The organism is Arthrobacter sp. CC3 (assembly GCF_039907775.1).
Taxonomy (GTDB): domain Bacteria; phylum Actinomycetota; class Actinomycetes; order Actinomycetales; family Micrococcaceae; genus Arthrobacter.
Genome location: NZ_JARCCY010000009.1, coordinates 37,355 through 52,001, shown reverse-complemented (window position 1 = coordinate 52,001; position 14,647 = coordinate 37,355). Strand labels below are relative to the sequence as shown.

General features: G+C 66.9%; 16 protein-coding genes. 12 read left to right on the top strand and 4 right to left on the bottom strand.

Features of this window, described 5'->3' with window-relative positions:
- Positions 1 to 18: 18 nt before the first annotated feature.
- From nagB to PV761_RS07335, 3 genes are all read left to right on the top strand, one after another.
- Positions 19 to 801, top strand: a complete 783-nt coding sequence (gene nagB / locus PV761_RS07345; RefSeq protein WP_347895552.1) for a glucosamine-6-phosphate deaminase — start codon at positions 19 to 21, stop codon at positions 799 to 801.
- A gap of 38 nt (positions 802 to 839) precedes the next feature.
- Positions 840 to 1,175, top strand: coding sequence for a DUF3039 domain-containing protein (locus tag PV761_RS07340; RefSeq protein ID WP_028270077.1), 336 nt, complete (start codon positions 840 to 842; stop codon positions 1,173 to 1,175).
- A 216-nt stretch (positions 1,176 to 1,391) separates the two neighbouring features.
- Positions 1,392 to 3,176, top strand: a complete 1,785-nt coding sequence (locus PV761_RS07335; protein WP_347895550.1) for a DEAD/DEAH box helicase — start codon at positions 1,392 to 1,394, stop codon at positions 3,174 to 3,176.
- A gap of 66 nt (positions 3,177 to 3,242) precedes the next feature.
- Here the strand turns inward: PV761_RS07335 and PV761_RS07330 are convergent, their stop codons facing one another.
- Positions 3,243 to 3,890: an isochorismatase family protein gene (locus PV761_RS07330; RefSeq protein WP_028270075.1), complete on the bottom strand. Its 648-nt coding sequence runs from the start codon at positions 3,888 to 3,890 to the stop codon at positions 3,243 to 3,245.
- Positions 3,890 to 5,218: a nicotinate phosphoribosyltransferase gene (locus tag PV761_RS07325; protein WP_028270074.1), complete on the bottom strand. Its 1,329-nt coding sequence runs from the start codon at positions 5,216 to 5,218 to the stop codon at positions 3,890 to 3,892. The genes PV761_RS07330 and PV761_RS07325 overlap by 1 nt, the downstream gene beginning before the upstream one ends.
- A gap of 37 nt (positions 5,219 to 5,255) precedes the next feature.
- Between PV761_RS07325 and clpS the strand changes: the two genes are divergently transcribed.
- The 6 genes from clpS to rdgB all read left to right on the top strand — a co-directional run bounded on the left by clpS (position 5,256) and on the right by rdgB (position 9,664).
- Positions 5,256 to 5,624 (top strand): ATP-dependent Clp protease adapter ClpS, encoded by a 369-nt coding sequence (gene clpS / locus PV761_RS07320; RefSeq protein ID WP_347895547.1) that lies wholly within the window; start codon positions 5,256 to 5,258, stop codon positions 5,622 to 5,624.
- Positions 5,617 to 6,183 carry a DUF2017 domain-containing protein gene (locus tag PV761_RS07315; RefSeq protein ID WP_347895545.1) on the top strand — a complete coding sequence of 189 codons (567 nt, stop codon included), beginning with the start codon at positions 5,617 to 5,619 and terminating at the stop codon, positions 6,181 to 6,183. Before clpS ends, PV761_RS07315 begins: the two co-directional genes overlap by 8 nt.
- Before the next feature lie 76 nt (positions 6,184 to 6,259).
- Complete coding sequence (gene murI / locus PV761_RS07310) at positions 6,260 to 7,315, top strand: glutamate racemase (protein ID WP_347895543.1); 1,056 nt, start codon at positions 6,260 to 6,262, stop codon at positions 7,313 to 7,315.
- A complete protein-coding gene (locus PV761_RS07305) occupies positions 7,312 to 8,109 on the top strand; it encodes an MBL fold metallo-hydrolase (RefSeq protein ID WP_347895541.1) in 798 nt (265 codons plus the stop codon). Before murI ends, PV761_RS07305 begins: the two co-directional genes overlap by 4 nt.
- A 113-nt stretch (positions 8,110 to 8,222) precedes the next feature.
- Entirely contained in the window at positions 8,223 to 8,981 is a 759-nt protein-coding gene (gene rph, locus PV761_RS07300) for a ribonuclease PH (RefSeq protein ID WP_028270069.1), read from the top strand.
- Positions 8,978 to 9,664, top strand: coding sequence for an RdgB/HAM1 family non-canonical purine NTP pyrophosphatase (gene rdgB, locus PV761_RS07295; protein WP_347895539.1), 687 nt, complete (start codon positions 8,978 to 8,980; stop codon positions 9,662 to 9,664). Before rph ends, rdgB begins: the two co-directional genes overlap by 4 nt.
- A gap of 58 nt (positions 9,665 to 9,722) precedes the next feature.
- Here rdgB and PV761_RS07290 read toward each other — a convergent pair whose 3' ends face one another.
- The gene (locus tag PV761_RS07290; protein WP_347895537.1) at positions 9,723 to 10,493 is read right to left on the bottom strand and encodes a VTT domain-containing protein; all 771 of its coding nucleotides are present in this window, start codon (positions 10,491 to 10,493) and stop codon (positions 9,723 to 9,725) included.
- Positions 10,494 to 10,633: 140 nt separating this feature from the next.
- Between PV761_RS07290 and PV761_RS07285 the strand changes: the two genes are divergently transcribed.
- The gene (locus tag PV761_RS07285; protein ID WP_347895535.1) at positions 10,634 to 11,650 is read left to right on the top strand and encodes an exonuclease domain-containing protein; all 1,017 of its coding nucleotides are present in this window, start codon (positions 10,634 to 10,636) and stop codon (positions 11,648 to 11,650) included.
- Positions 11,651 to 11,711: 61 nt separating this feature from the next.
- On the top strand, positions 11,712 to 12,272 hold the full coding sequence (locus PV761_RS07280) for a DUF4395 domain-containing protein (RefSeq protein WP_347895533.1): 561 nt from the start codon (positions 11,712 to 11,714) through the stop codon (positions 12,270 to 12,272).
- 1 nt (position 12,273) lies between these two features.
- Here the strand turns inward: PV761_RS07280 and PV761_RS07275 are convergent, their stop codons facing one another.
- Positions 12,274 to 13,419: an ADP-ribosylglycohydrolase family protein gene (locus tag PV761_RS07275; RefSeq protein ID WP_347895531.1), complete on the bottom strand. Its 1,146-nt coding sequence runs from the start codon at positions 13,417 to 13,419 to the stop codon at positions 12,274 to 12,276.
- A gap of 211 nt (positions 13,420 to 13,630) precedes the next feature.
- On the opposite strand from PV761_RS07275, the gene PV761_RS07270 reads away from it, so the two are divergent.
- On the top strand, positions 13,631 to 14,590 hold the full coding sequence (locus PV761_RS07270) for an aquaporin (protein ID WP_028270063.1): 960 nt from the start codon (positions 13,631 to 13,633) through the stop codon (positions 14,588 to 14,590).
- Positions 14,591 to 14,647 lie beyond the last annotated feature (57 nt).

Sequence of the window (14,647 nt, the reverse complement as noted above, 5' to 3'; positions counted from 1 at the left end):
GCGGAAAGGCGGTACGCCATGGAAGTGGTTATTCTTCCGGGGAGCAAACAGATCGGGTCCCTCGCAGCCGACGCCGTCGAGGCCCTGCTGCGCCGTAAGCCCGACGCGGTGCTCGGCCTGGCGACGGGAGCGTCCCCGTTGCCGGTCTATGACGAACTCGCCCGGCGTCATAATGACGGCGGCCTCGACTTCAGCCGTGCGCGCGGGTTTGCCCTGGACGAATACGTGGGCCTGGAGCAAGGCCACCCCCAGTCCTACCGGGAGGTCATCCGCCGGGAGTTCACCGACCGGGTGAACATCGCACCCGAAAACGTGCATACTCCCGACGGCCAGGCGGCGGACATCCCCGCGGCCTGCCAGGTCTACGAGGACGCCATCAGGGCTGCCGGCGGGGTGGACCTCCAGCTGCTGGGCGTAGGCACTGACGGCCACATCGGCTTCAACGAGCCCGGCTCGTCCCTGGCGTCCAGGACGAGGATCAAGAGCCTCATCGAGCAGACACGCCGGGATAACGCCCGGTTCTTCAAAAGCATCCATGATGTTCCCCACCACGTGATCACCCAGGGGCTGGGCACCATCATGGAGGCCCGCCATGTGATCTTGATTGCCACCGGCGCCCAAAAGGCCCAGGCTGTCCGGGACTTGGTGGAAGGACCGGTGGCTGCCATCTGCGCCGCGTCCGTCCTGCAAATGCACCCCCACGTCACCGTGCTGGTGGACGAGGCCGCCGCGTCATCGCTCAGGCTGGCCGATTACTACCGCCACACGTATGACAACAAGCCCGCCTGGCAGGGCCTGTAGTTCAGAGGTCCGGTTTTTTGTCCGGCACAACGGCTAAGATGGATGCCATGACTAGCATGACGGACCCCCTCGAAAACGACCCGATGCGCGAGCTTTCCGGACCAGGAACGTCCACGGCCACTATCGAGCGCGAGGAAGTGCGCGAGGAAGTGGAACCCGGTGACCGGGAACGGTTCTCCCACTACGTGCGCAAAGAGAAGATCATGGAGTCAGCCATGACGGGCGAGCCGGTCATCGCTCTGTGCGGCAAGGTGTGGACTCCCGGCCGCGATCCGCAGAAGTTCCCGGTCTGCCCGGAATGCAAAGAGGTCTACGAAGGCCTGCGTCCCGGGAACGACGGCGGCAAGGGCTCCGACGGCGATTCCGGCAAATAGGGCCGTTCACCGGTCACCTGGCTTAAGTCGGTGACCGGCCCGCCCGGCCAGGGCGGGGCAAGACAACCACGGGGGCGCAATCCCTGCTGCGCACGTCCCGTGACCACGATGATTTTTGATGACCGGAGCAGTGCGGCTCCTCCGGAACAGATTGGTGTTTATGTTTATGTGTCTTTCGCTCACGGCTGCCGCAATGCGGGGAATTGAGGGCTCTGCGTGACCGAGACACTCTTTGGCGGGCCAACGCTGCCGCCGGCCTATCCCGAGCGGGCAGCGTGGGGAACCGCGCAGAAGCTCCGTGCGTGGCAGCAGGAAGCGCTCGACCGCTACTTTGCCGCCGGCCCCAGGGACTTCCTCGCGGTGGCAACGCCCGGCGCAGGCAAGACCACCTTCGCGCTGCGTGTGGCGTCGATGCTGATCGAGGCGGGCACCGTTAACCGTGTGACCATCGTGGCGCCCACGGACCACCTGAAACGGCAGTGGGCTGACGCCGCGGCCCGCGTGGGAATCGCGATCGACCCCAACTTCAAGAATGCGGACGGGCAGCACGGACGCGGTTTCATCGGCGTCGCCGTGACCTATGCCCAGGTAGCCAGCAAGCCCATGCTGCACCGCGCCAAGACGGAAGCAGCCCGTACCCTGGTGATCCTCGACGAGATCCACCACGGCGGCGAAGCCCTGTCCTGGGGTGACGGACTCCGCGAGGCTTTCGACCCGGCCGCACGCCGGCTTTCACTCACGGGCACGCCCTTCCGCTCCGACACGTCACCCATTCCCTTTGTGGAGTACGCCGAGGACCGGGACGGCATCCGCCGCTCCAAGGCCGACTACACCTACGGCTACGGGAACGCCCTGCGTGACCACGTGGTCCGTCCTGTCATGTTCATGGCGTACTCGGGCCAGATGCGCTGGCGCACCAGCGGCGGCGAGGAGATGGCGGCGTCCCTCGGCGAGTCGGCCGTCACCAAGGACATCATTTCGCAGGCCTGGCGGACCGCCCTCAACCCGGCCGGCGAATGGATTCCGGCTGTGCTGGCCGGAGCGGACAAACGCCTGAGCGAGGTCCGCCGGACCGTACCCGACGCCGGCGGCCTGGTGATTGCGACCGACCACGAGGACGCCCGCGCCTACGCCGGCCAGCTGAAGAAGATCACCGGTGAATCACCCACCGTGATCCTTTCCGATGACGTCAAGGCATCCAGCAAGATCGAGGAATTCACCGCCAGCGACAAACGCTGGATGGTGGCGGTCCGCATGGTGTCCGAAGGCGTGGACGTTCCCCGGCTGTCGGTGGGCGTCTATGCCACATCCACGTCCACGCCGCTGTTCTTCGCCCAGGCCGTCGGCCGTTTTGTCCGCGCCCGGAAGCGCGGCGAAACAGCGTCGGTGTTCCTGCCGTCGGTTCCGCAGCTGACCGCGCTGGCGAACTCGATGGAAGCTGAACGCGACCACGCCCTGGACCGGCCGGAGAAAGAAGACCCGGACGGCCTGTTCAATCCCGAAGACTCGCTCATGGACGAGGCCAACCGGGAGGACAAGGCGTCCGACAGCCTCACCAAGGGCAAATTTGAGGCCCTCGACTCGCAGGCATCATTCGACCGCGTGCTGTTCGACGGCGGCGAGTTCGGCACCGGCGGCGACATCGGATCCGACGACGAACTGGACTTCCTCGGCATTCCGGGACTCCTGGACGCCGAACAGGTGGGCACGCTGCTGCGCCAGCGCCAGCATGAACAGCAGAGCCGGAAGAAGCTCCGGGCGGGTGAATCTGCCGCCTCGCAGGCTGCCCCCGCTGTTCCCGATCACCGGATGCTCATGGACCTGCGCAACGAACTGGCCAAGAACGTGGCCGCGTGGTCCGCGCGGACGGGAACCCCGCACGGGGTGGTGCATACGAAACTCCGCACCGTCTGCGGCGGCCCGCCGGTGGCACAGGCCAACGAGGAACAGCTGCAGGCCAGGCTGCGGAAGCTTCAGGACTGGTTCATCGGCCGGAAATAGGCGCCCGGACCGCCAGGTCCGGAGCCCGCCGGCAACGCGGGCGGCGAGGCTCAGGCCAGATCCAGGCTAGGCAAGGTCCACTCCGCCGAGTTCCATCTCGGCGTAGGCGTCGTCGAGGTCGGCTGCGATTCCGGCCGTGAGGTTCCGGACCACCGTCACCGAATAGCCGGCCTGGACGGCGTCCAGGGCGGTGGCCATGACGCAGTAGTCGGTGGCGATTCCCACAATCACCACGTCCTCCACATCGTGGCTTTGCAGCCAGTCGTCCAGGCCGATGGCGTCCTCGTCGGCAAACGAACTGGCAGTCAATGCCTCCGCGTCCTCCAACGGCAGGGCGCCGGGCTTCCGGTCGCCTGTGGGCACCGCGTCCTCGGGAGCAAGGATGCCTTCAAAACCGGAGTAGGCGGCGGTGAACTGGCCTTTGCGGAAATAGGCCTGGATGTACTCCGTGTCCAGGTCCGGGTGCAGTTCCGCCCCGCGGGTGCCGGCGACGCAGTGCGGCGGCCACGAGTCGATGAAGTCGGGGTTCTCCGCGAAGTGGGCGCCGGGCTCGATGTGCCAGTCCTGGGTGGCCACGATGTGGTCGAACTGGCCGTGATGGGCGTCCACGTATTCGCTGATGGCCCCGGCCACGTCCGCTCCGCCTTTGACGGCCAGGGAGCCGCCTTCGCAGAAATCGTTCTGCACGTCGACAATGATCAGGGCGCGTGACATCAGTTCTCCTCGTAGACGGTGGGGATGGCCGGCTCGCCGCGCTGCAGGCGGTTGACGACTGCCGGAAGTTCCGCCATGGAGTCAATGTGCCGCTGGCGGGCACGGAACACGCCCTCGGTCCCGGTCCAGCCGGGGAGGAGTTCGCCATTCTTGATGAACTGCTGCAGCAACTGGCGGTCATTGCCGTCGTCTTCGGGCCGGTGCCCTACTCCCACCATCTCGTGGGTGGCGACGCCGCGTTCGTTGAGCCTGCGGAGGGCGTACTTCCTGCCGCCCTTGCTCGTCTTGTTCTTGGCTGCTTTGGCAACGGACACGAATTCGCCGGAGTCGTCGGTGCGGCTGACGAGTTTGTAGACCATGCTCGCGGTGGGGGCGCCGGAGCCGGTGACCAGCGAGGTGCCCACGCCGTAGGAGTCAACCGGTGCGGACTGCAGAGCCGCGATGGCGTATTCATCCAGGTCCGAGGTGACGACGATCTTGGTGTTTTCGTTGCCGAGGTCGTCCAGCAGCCGGCGGACCCACTGGGCCTGCGCCACGAGGTCTCCGGAGTCGAGCCGGACTGCCCCCAATTTGGGACCCGCAAGGTCCACGGCCGTACGGACGGCCGTTTCGACGTCGTACGTGTCCACCAGCAGCGACGTTCCGGCGCCGAACGAGGCGATCTGTGCCTCAAAGGCTTCCCGTTCGGTGTCGTGCAGGAGTGTGAACGAGTGGGCGGCGGTGCCCACCGTCTTGATGCCGTACCGGCGCCCGGCTTCGAGGTTGGAGGTGCTGTCAAAGCCGGCGATGACGGCCGCACGGGCGGCGGCGGCCGCGGATTCCTCCTGGGTCCGCCGGGACCCCATTTCGATGCAGGGCCGGTTGCCCGCAGCGGTGATCATGCGCGACGCAGCGGAGGCGATGGCGCTGTCGTGGTTGAGCACCGAAAGGATGTAGGTCTCCAGGATGCAGGCCTCGGCGAACGTGGACTCCACAATCAGGATGGGGGAGTTGGGGAAATAGGCTTCGCCCTCGGCGTAGCCCCAGATGTCCCCGGTGAAACGGAACCCGGCCAGGTAGTCCAGGGTTTCGTCGTTGACCACGTGCGTGCGGCGGAGGAAATCGAGCTCGGGTCCGCCGAACCGGAAGTCCGCGATGCCCTCCAGCAGCCTGCCCGTTCCGGCCACAATCCCGTAGCGGCGGCCGTCGGGAAGCCTGCGGGCGAACGCCTCAAACACCGACTTCCGGTGTGCGGCACCTGAATGCAGCGACGCCTGGAGCATGGTCAGCTCGTAGTGGTCGGTGTACAAGGACGTGCGGGGATGATCCCAGCCAGCAGGGGTACTCACGAATTCACTCTAGTGCGCATCGCCCTAGAATGGACAGATGACCTTAAGCGTTGCGCTCGGCCCTGACACCCAGGAGAGCACCCAGACCGTAACAGTGACGTCCACCGACGCCCTGACGGCCCCGGACATTCCCTGGAACCTGGTGATCTGGAACGATCCCGTCAACCTGATGAGCTACGTGAGCTACGTTTTCCAGAGCTATTTCGGCTATTCGGAGCCGAAGGCCAACAAGCTCATGATGGAGGTCCATAAGAAGGGACGTTCCATCGTGGCGCACGGCAGCAAGGAACAGGTGGAGCAGCACGCCGTCGCCATGCACGGCTTCGGCCTGTGGGCCACGGTGGAAAAAGCCACCGGCGGCGGCAAAGACGGCGGATCCGGCAAGGGCAAAGGCAAACGTGGCTAAGGCATTCAAATACGGGCTCAAAGGCATTACCGGATACCTCGAACCGGCGGAACGGGAACTGCTGCGGAGCCTGATCGACGACGTCATCTCCATGCTCGAACCGGCCGAAAGCGCCAGCGAAGACCCGCTGACAGCCCTGATCGGGCTGGACATGAATGTCCAGGAACCGTCGGACCGTGCGCTGCGGCGGTTGCTGCCCAACGTCACCCGGACCGACGACGCCGCCGCCCTGGAGTTCCGCCAGCTCACCGAACGCTCACTGCGGGAAAACAAGATCGGCGCCCTGCGGGCGGCGGCGCTGGGCCTGGACACCAACGACGTGGTCCTCTCGCCCGCCGACGCCCGGCACTGGTCGCAGGCGCTGAACGACGTCCGGCTGGTCCTGGCTGAACGGCTTGACATCCGGGACGACGCCGACGCCGAACACGTCCACACCATGCAGGACTGGTCCCAGGCCGAAGACGTGGAAAGCTACCTGGCGCTGGTGTACAACTTCACCACGTGGCTGCAGGAATCGCTGGTGCAGGCCATGCTCCAGTCCATGGAACCGCGGGCCTGAGCGCTTCGGCGTGCGTGCGGCGGGCCTGACGCCAAATTGTGTGACTTATCCAACATGAGTCGGACGACACAATGTGATGGCCGCACCAACAGGGAAGCCCTATCCTCGAATAATCATGACTTCAGCATCGAGCATGGATCCGGCAGCGGACGCTGTGGCGGATTCCCCAGCGAGCAGCGCGGACGACAGCCCCATGGGCTCGCGGCCCATCGGCATCTTCGACTCCGGAGTCGGCGGACTGACCGTGGCGCGGTCCATCATCGACCAGCTGCCCAACGAATCGATCCTCTATGTGGGCGATACCGCGAACGGCCCCTACGGCCCGCTGCCCATCGCCGAGGTCCGCGCCAACGCCCTTGGCGTGATGGATGAGCTGGTGGATTCCGGCGTCAAGCTGCTGACCATCGCGTGCAACTCCGCCTCCGCCGCTGTCCTCCGGGACGCCCGCGAGAGGTACACGGCCCGCTACGGGATTCCCGTGATCGAAGTGATCCAGCCTGCGGTGCGTCGGGCTGTGGCCGCCACCAGGAGCGGCCGGGTGGGCGTCATCGGGACCTCCGCGACCGTGGGTTCCCGGGCGTACGAGGACACCTTCGCCGCAGCCCCGGACCTGCACATCACGTCCGTGGCCTGCCCGGCATTCGTCAGCTACGTGGAGGCCGGCATCACCACGGGTCCGGAACTCCTTGCCGTTGCCCGGGAGTACCTTGAGCCGCTGCGCACCGCCGGCGTGGATACCGTTGTGCTCGGCTGCACGCACTACCCGCTGCTCACCGGTGTGATCTCCTATGTCATGGGGGAGGACGTCACCCTCGTCTCCAGTGCCGAGGAAACCGCCAAGGATGTTTACCGGGCACTCGTTTCACACGATCTTCAGCGGACCGTCGAGGCGCCGCCCCAGCACCACTTCATCGCCACCGGCGAAGCCAGCCAGTTCGAAACCCTGGCCAGGCGCTTCCTCGGTCCCGAAGTGCTCAGTGTGAAGCACGTGGACCACGTTGCCGCGCAGTACCCCACCGGCAGCCTGGCGAAGATAACGCCGGAAATGATCGCGGCAGCCCGGGCCGGCGCCGCCCGGCCACGGATTTCCAACTTCGTCGGCGGATCCGCGGCCGGGGGAACACGGCTGTGAAACTGACCATTGTTGGCTGCACCGGTTCCTTCCCGGGGCCGGGCTCCCCGGCGTCGTGCTATTTGCTGACCGCCCACGACGGCGAGCGGACCTGGAAGATCGTGATGGACCTCGGCAGCGGGGCCCTCGGGGCGATCCAGCGGTACACGGACCTTGAGGACATTGACGCGATCTTCCTCACCCACCTGCACCCGGACCATTGCATGGACCTGTGCGGCCTCCATGTGGCCGTGCGCTGGAAGCCGGGCGGCTGGGGCCGGGACCGGATTAAGGTCTGGGGCCCGGCGGCGACGGCGGACCGGATGGCCACGGCGTATGGGCTGGAGCTGGACCCGGGCATGCACGAGGAATTCGACTTCACCAACTGGACCGAGCGGCAGTCCGTCACGGTGGGACCGTACACCGTGACGCCGTTCGCGGTGAACCACCCCGTGGAGGAGGCCTACGCCCTCCGCGTCGAGGTGACGGAACCGTCCGCAGGCGGCGTGCCGGTCACCCGCGTTCTGACGTACTCGGGGGACACCGACTCGTGTGCCGGGCTGGAGGAAGCCGCAAAGGACGCCGACCTCTTCCTGTGCGAGGCCGCCTTCGAGGAAGGCCGCGACGACGACATCAAGGACGTGCACCTGACGGGTAAACGCGCCGGCGAGGCTGCCGCCGCGGCAGGGGCGCGCCGGCTGCTCCTGACCCACATTCCGGTGTGGACGTCGCAGACCAAAGTCATGGCCGAGGCCAAACCCGTGTTCAGGGGCGACGTCGCCGTGGCCGTGGCCGGAGTCCATTACACCGTCTGAGGCCCAACTAAGTAGCAGCAGGTGTCGTTTTGAAGGCTCAGAACGACACCTGCTGCTACCTACTTGGGTGGAACGCGTCCTGGCCGGGGCTGTGCGATCGCTAAGCTTGCAACATGACTTCTGAAGCAATTGCAACCCCCGTCATTCGTGCCGACGGCCGTACCCCTGATCAGCTCCGCCCGATCAGCATCACCCGCGGCTGGTCCAAGCAGGCCGAAGGCTCGGCCCTGATCGAGTTCGGCAACACCCGGGTGCTGTGCACGGCTTCCCTGACCGAAGGCGTGCCGCGCTGGCTCAAGGGCGAGGGCCGCGGCTGGGTCACGGCCGAATACGCCATGCTTCCGCGCGCCACGAACACCCGCTCCGACCGCGAGTCGGTCAAGGGCAAGATCGGCGGCCGCACCCATGAGATTTCCCGGCTGATCGGCCGCTCGCTGAGGTCGATCATCGACACCAAGGCGCTGGGCGAGAACACCATTGTGCTGGACTGCGATGTTTTGCAGGCCGACGGCGGAACCCGCACCGCCGCCATCACCGGCGCCTATGTGGCGCTTGCCGAAGCCATCCGCTTTGCGCGCGAAAACAAGATCATCTCCAAGAATGCACAGCCCCTCATCGACACGATCGCTGCCGTGTCCGTCGGCATCATCGACGGCATCCCCATGCTGGACCTGCCGTACGTCGAAGATGTCCGCGCCGAGACCGACATGAACGTCGTGGTCACCGGGTCAGGCAAATTCGTGGAAGTCCAGGGCACGGCCGAGGGCGCCCCGTTCGACCGCGACGAGTTGAACCAGCTCCTGGACCTTGCCCTGCTGGGTACGGAGCAGCTCGCGGCCATCCAGCGCGAAACGCTGGCGGAGGCCCCGTGACGGACTCCGCCGGGCAACTGGCGGACCCCGCCGGTCCGGTGCTGGTGCTCGCGACCCACAACAAGGGCAAGCTCCGCGAACTGCGTGAGCTGCTGCGCGGGCAGGTGCCGGGGCTCGACGTCGACACCCAGGTCGTGGACGCCGGCGCCGTCGGTGCCCCGGACGTCGTCGAGACCGGCGTGACGTTCGCGGAGAACTCCCTGCTGAAGGCCCGGGCCGTGGCCGAGGCCACCGGCCTGGTGGCCATTGCCGATGATTCGGGCCTGTCGGTGGACGTCCTCGGCGGGGCGCCAGGGATCTTTTCGGCCCGGTGGAGCGGCCGCCACGGTGACGATGCCGCCAACCTTCGGCTCCTGCTGGACCAGCTGTCCGACGTCCCCGACGAGTACCGCGGCGCCGCTTTCGTCTGCGCCGCCGCGCTCGCGGTGCCGGGGGCGGCAGCGGACAGCGGACGCGAAGTGGTGGAGTACGGCCAGCTCGAAGGATCGCTGCTGCGCGAACCGCGGGGCCAAGGCGGCTTCGGCTATGATCCGGTGCTTCAGCCAAGCGGCCTGGACCGCAGCTGCGCCGAATTGAGCCCCGAGGAAAAGAATGCCATCAGCCACCGGGGCCAGGCGTTCAGGGCCTTGCTGCCGGCCATCGTTGAGGCGTTGGCCGACCACCGCACGCGGAGCCGGTCCTAGCCGTCAGATTAACGACGGAAGGCGCCCCGCAGTGCGGGGCGCCTTCGCTCGTTCCGTGCTACATGTTCGTCTTGCGCTCGTCCTGGGGTTCGTGTTCTTCGATGAACTCATCCACCGCGTCCGTGCCGAAGTGCGCCGCCTGGCGCTTGGCGGACAGCCCGCGGAGTACTTCGATGCCGATGGGGATCACGGAGACCAGCACGATGATGATGAAGATGATGTCCAGGTTGTCGCGGACCCACGGCACGCGGTCGCCCAGCAGGTAGCCGAGCAGCGTGACGCCGCCGCCCCAGAGCGCGGCGCCGATGACGTTGAAGAGGAAGAACTTGCGTTTGCTCATCTGCGCGACGCCCACGATCACCGGCACGAACGTGCGGATGATGGGAACGAAACGGGCCAGGATCAGCGCCTTGCCGCCGTGCTTTTCGAAGAAGGCGTGCGCACTTTCGACGTTTTCACGCTTGAACAGCTTGGAGTCCGGCTTGTTGAAGATGGCCGGGCCGGCCTTGGAACCGATGAAATAGCCGGTCTGGTTGCCGACGATGGCCGCAACGATGATCAGGGCCGCGAACAGCCAGATGTTGAACTTGATGGTGTCCGTGGCCACCAGGAGGCCGGCAGTGAACAGCATGGAGTCGCCGGGGAGGAAGAAGCCGATCAGCAGGCCCGTCTCGGCGAAGATGATGCCGCAGACCAGCAGCACCACCCAGGGGGCCAGCGCCGGATCTGCCAGGAAGATCTGGGGGTTGAGCCAGTCGGGGAGGAACGAGGCCAGGTGCGGCTGCACCGGTCCCGCACCCCCGAGGGTGGACACGGCAAAGTCACTCATCGCATGTAGGTTCACCCTCCAAGGTTACTGGACCCCCGGTGCCGGGCCTTCCCCGCAGGGACGTTGCGTGACCATCGACACCCGCGACAAACCGGGCCGGCGTGCCGGGCCGCGGGCCGGCCGGCGGTAAAGTTTGAGCCGTGGGTTTGGACTTTACGGCGATCGACTTCGAGACAGCCAACGGCTTCCGCGGTTCGCCGTGCGCCGTTGGGCTCAGCAAGGTCCGCGGCGGCGTGGTGGTGGAGGAAGCGTCCTGGCTCATGCGCCCGCCCGAAAACCACGACCGTTTCGATTACCACAATGTGCGGATCCACGGCATCAGGGCCGAGGATGTGGCCGGCCTGCCGCGCTTCGGCGAACTCTTCCCGGAGATCGGTGCCTTCATTGGCGGCGATGTCCTGGCTGCCCACAACGCGGCCTTCGACCTGGGCGTCATCCGGTCCGGGCTGGAAGTGTCCGGGCTGCCCGGCCCTGCCTACGACTACGTGTGTACGGTCATGCTTTCCCGCCGGTGCTATTCCCTGGTGTCCAACTCGCTGCCCTATGCGGCGGAGGAAGCCGGCGTTCCGCTGGTCAACCACCACGACGCAGCTGAGGATGCCAGGGCGTGCGCGGGAATCCTCATTGACATTGCCCGGCGCAACAGCGCCGGCAGCATTGCGGAACTCTTCCTGTCCCTGGGACTTGAGCTCCCGCATCAACAGGCCTTCGATCCCGCCCGTGACGGCCTGTCCAAGGCCACGCTGACTGCCCTCGGGGCAGCCGGCGGCACCGGAACAGCCGCGGCGCGGCCGTTCAAATCCGGCTGGCCCGAGGAAGGGGCCAACCCCGTGCCGAATTCCGACGCCGAACCCGGCCACCCGCTGTTCGGGCAGACGGTCGTGTTCACGGGGGAGCTTGCCATGCCCCGGCCCGAGGCCAAGGTCCTGTCGGCCGAATACGGCGCGCAGCCCGAAAGCAGGGTGACCGGACGGACCACGGTGCTGGTGGTTGGCGACGGCTTTGTGGCCTCGGATCTCCGCTCCGGCCGCCTGACCGGCAAAGCCCGGCGGGTCCTGGAACTCCACGAGCGCGGGCAGGCCATCGAGGTGCTGTCCGAAGGTGAGTTCCTGCAGATGGTGGGCGGGCAGGTTCCGGCAGCCGCCGCCTTGATCTAGCCGGCGGTCATACGGCGCAACAATCCTTCCGGTGCCGGAGGCGGGCTCCTAGCCTTGCACCATGGGCAAACTCCAGATCGACTCCCCGGCCGACGCCGTTCCTACCACTGCCACGGCGGCAGGCGGGCGCACCGGCCTCGACTGGCGCACGGTGTTCGCATTCCCGAACCCGGTCAACGAGTATGCGGCCAGGATCACCGCTGCCCTGGTGGTCGTCGTTGCGGCCGCCACGCTGTTGACCGGCTGGGGCTGGGGACTTGCCCTCATCGCCGCCGGCTTCTGGCTGCGCGTGCTGTTCGGTCCCAGGATTTCACCGCTGGCCCAGCTCTCCGTCAAGGTCCTGGCGCCGCGTCTGGGCCGGGCCAAGCTGGTGCCCGGTCCGCCCAAGCGGTTCGCCCAGGGCATTGGTGCAGGCATGTCAACCGCCGCAGCCCTGCTGCTCGCGGCCGGCCTGGCTCCCGCCGCCTGGACGCTCCTGGCCGTCCTTATCGTGGCAGCCTCGCTGGAAGCATTCGCAGGGTTCTGCCTGGGCTGCGCGATCTTCGGCTTCCTGCAGCGCCGGGGACTCATTCCGGCGGACATCTGCGAAGCCTGCAACAACATCTCCCTGAAGCGGCCCTGACTCAGGCGATGGTCACCGAGACCAGCTGCCCGGCCATCCCGCGGATGACCTCCGGGGCCTCCAGCGACTCCAGCCAAGCGGCAGGCAGGCACTCCTCGCCGTAGAAGGCGCCCAGGATGTTGCCGGCGATGGAGCCGGTGGAGTCGCTGTCTCCGCTGTGGTTCACGGCCAGCGCAATGGCCTCACGGAAATGCGCCTCGATGCCTGCACGGGAAACGCCGCCGGCAGTCCCCGCTGCGGTGTCGCCGTCAATATCCCCTGCCGGGGCTGTGGCCAGCACCGCATACAGGGCGACGGCGAGGGCTTCCTCGGCCACCCAGCCTTCCCCGAGCTCCCGGACCAGGTCTTCGGGGCCGAGGCGGTCTGCGGCGGCCGGCTCCTGCCGGGAAACCGCCGCGAGGTGGACGGACCGTTCCAGCCGGTCGATGAGTGCCGGCTCGGCGTCGTCCCGTCCACGGGCATCGTCGAGCACGTAGTCGGCCGCTTCCGTGAGACTTTGGCCACCCATGAGGGCGTGGATCAGGAGGCTGAAAGTTCCAGCACTCTGCCGCGCCGAACGGTGGCCGTGCGTCAACGACGCCGCGTCGGAGCTCAGCTTGTACACCGCCTCCGCCGGAATGTGCGGGATGAGGCCGAACGGCGCAGAGCGCATCACCGTGCCGCATCCCTTCGAATCGGGATTGACCGGGCGGTAAATGGTCCCCATTTCGCCGGAGGCCAGGCCGCTGAGGCAGGCATTCCCGGGCGCCCGACGGTGCTTCAGGGCTTCCTGTCCGTCGATCCAGCGCGGCTGCGGGGCTGGAGCCGAGGACGGCACCGGCACCCCTTGCGTTGCCAGCCAGCGAAGGTAGGCGAGCCACACGCAGGCGTTGGCATCGGCGGCCGTGCCCTCATTTGCCCACTCCAGTGCCTCGACGAGGCCGTCAACCGTGTACAGCGTCATCTGCGTGTCGTCCGAGAAGTGGCTGCCGGCGTCGAGCGCTGAAAAATCCTGGAGTCCCGCCGGACCGAAGCGGCTCCGGATAGTGGAAATATCATCGAATTCCACGGCGTAGCCGAGGGAATCGCCCAGTGCGCCGCCCAGCAGGCAGCCATGGATCCGGGACTGGGGCGTCGGCGCCGTCAGGCGGGAATGTTCAGTGCTCATATCTGTAAATTTACCCCGGAGACGGCATCCGGATTCCCCGGGAAGCACGTAGCGCAGTCGTCGTGGCGGTGCGTCGACCGCTAAGCTCGAATCCAGCAAGCGTCCAGACTCGGTTGGCAGAATACGTCGGACAGTACATTGCCGGGCGCACCGCCGCCCGCACGCGCACCGGGATCACCGGCCGCGCATCGAAGCAAAGGATTTCCACACCATGACCGCCCCTGTGCCTGCACGCCCGACTCCAAGTTCCGATTTGCCTGCCGCTCCGGAGGCTTTCAAACCGGGCCTGGTTGCACGCCTGTCAGCGGAGGCCTTTGGCACCCTGTTCCTGGTGATCGCAGGCCTGGGAGTTCCGCTGTTCACGATTCCGCAGTCGAACCCGCTGTCCGCCTCGCTGGCCGCCGGCCTTGCCGTCACCGCGGCCATGCTCGCCTTCGCGTACATCTCCGGCGGACATTTCAACCCGGCAGTAACCCTGGGCAACGCCATCGCCGGCCGCATCCGCCTGCCGGAAGCCGCGGCCTACCTCGGAGCGCAGCTGGTCGGCGCAGTGGCCGGAGCGCTCGCACTGTTCGGAATCCTGCGGACTGTTCCCAAGATCGAAGACACCCGGGCAGCCTTTGACACCGTGACCGCCGGCTTTGGCGAGCATTCCATCATCCAGGCGCCCATGGCCGGCGTCCTGCTCGTGGAGGTCCTGGGCGCCGCCATCCTGGTGGCCGTCTTCCTGGGCACCACGGCTGCACGCAACACCAGCAAGGCCGCCGCGCCCTTCGCCGTGGGCCTTACGCTCGCCGTCCTGCTGCAGCTGGGCCAGGCAGTGGGCAACACGCCGTTCAACCCGGCACGGGCAACCGCCTCGGCCATTTTCAGCAACTCCTGGTCCCTTGAACAGCTGTGGCTCTTCTGGGTAGCCCCGCTGGTGGGCGCCGCCATCGCAGGGCTCGTGTTCCGCGGGTTTGCCGAGGCCCCGGCTGCTGCGCCGGCCCGCGCGCACGACGCTGGCGACGATGTGGACGACGACGAACTGGTCACCAACGACGACGATCTCGACGACGACGATGCCACCGGCGGTGCCGCTGACAGTGCTTCAGGCAGTGCTTCAGACAGTGCAGCCGGCGCCGTTGACGACGACGCCCGCGACTTCTTTGACGGCAAGCGCGGACGGTAGTTGCCCGGCCAAGCCGTGTCTGTGCCGCAAAACTGTCGGTACCCGCGGATAGCTTAA

Excerpts from the sequence above, each read along its gene's own strand:
- nagB (WP_347895552.1), top strand. The coding sequence starts at position 19 with ATGGAAGTGGTTATTCTTCCGGGGAGCAAACAGATCGGGTCCCTCGCA.
- PV761_RS07340 (WP_028270077.1), top strand. The coding sequence starts at position 840 with ATGGATGCCATGACTAGCATGACGGACCCCCTCGAAAACGACCCGATG.
- PV761_RS07330 (WP_028270075.1), bottom strand. The coding sequence starts at position 3,890 with ATGTCACGCGCCCTGATCATTGTCGACGTGCAGAACGATTTCTGCGAA.
- clpS (WP_347895547.1), top strand. The coding sequence starts at position 5,256 with ATGACCTTAAGCGTTGCGCTCGGCCCTGACACCCAGGAGAGCACCCAG.
- murI (WP_347895543.1), top strand. The coding sequence starts at position 6,260 with ATGGCCGCACCAACAGGGAAGCCCTATCCTCGAATAATCATGACTTCA.
- rph (WP_028270069.1), top strand. The coding sequence starts at position 8,223 with ATGACTTCTGAAGCAATTGCAACCCCCGTCATTCGTGCCGACGGCCGT.
- PV761_RS07290 (WP_347895537.1), bottom strand. The coding sequence starts at position 10,493 with ATGAGTGACTTTGCCGTGTCCACCCTCGGGGGTGCGGGACCGGTGCAG.
- PV761_RS07280 (WP_347895533.1), top strand. The coding sequence starts at position 11,712 with ATGGGCAAACTCCAGATCGACTCCCCGGCCGACGCCGTTCCTACCACT.
- PV761_RS07275 (WP_347895531.1), bottom strand. The coding sequence starts at position 13,419 with ATGAGCACTGAACATTCCCGCCTGACGGCGCCGACGCCCCAGTCCCGG.
- PV761_RS07270 (WP_028270063.1), top strand. The coding sequence starts at position 13,631 with ATGACCGCCCCTGTGCCTGCACGCCCGACTCCAAGTTCCGATTTGCCT.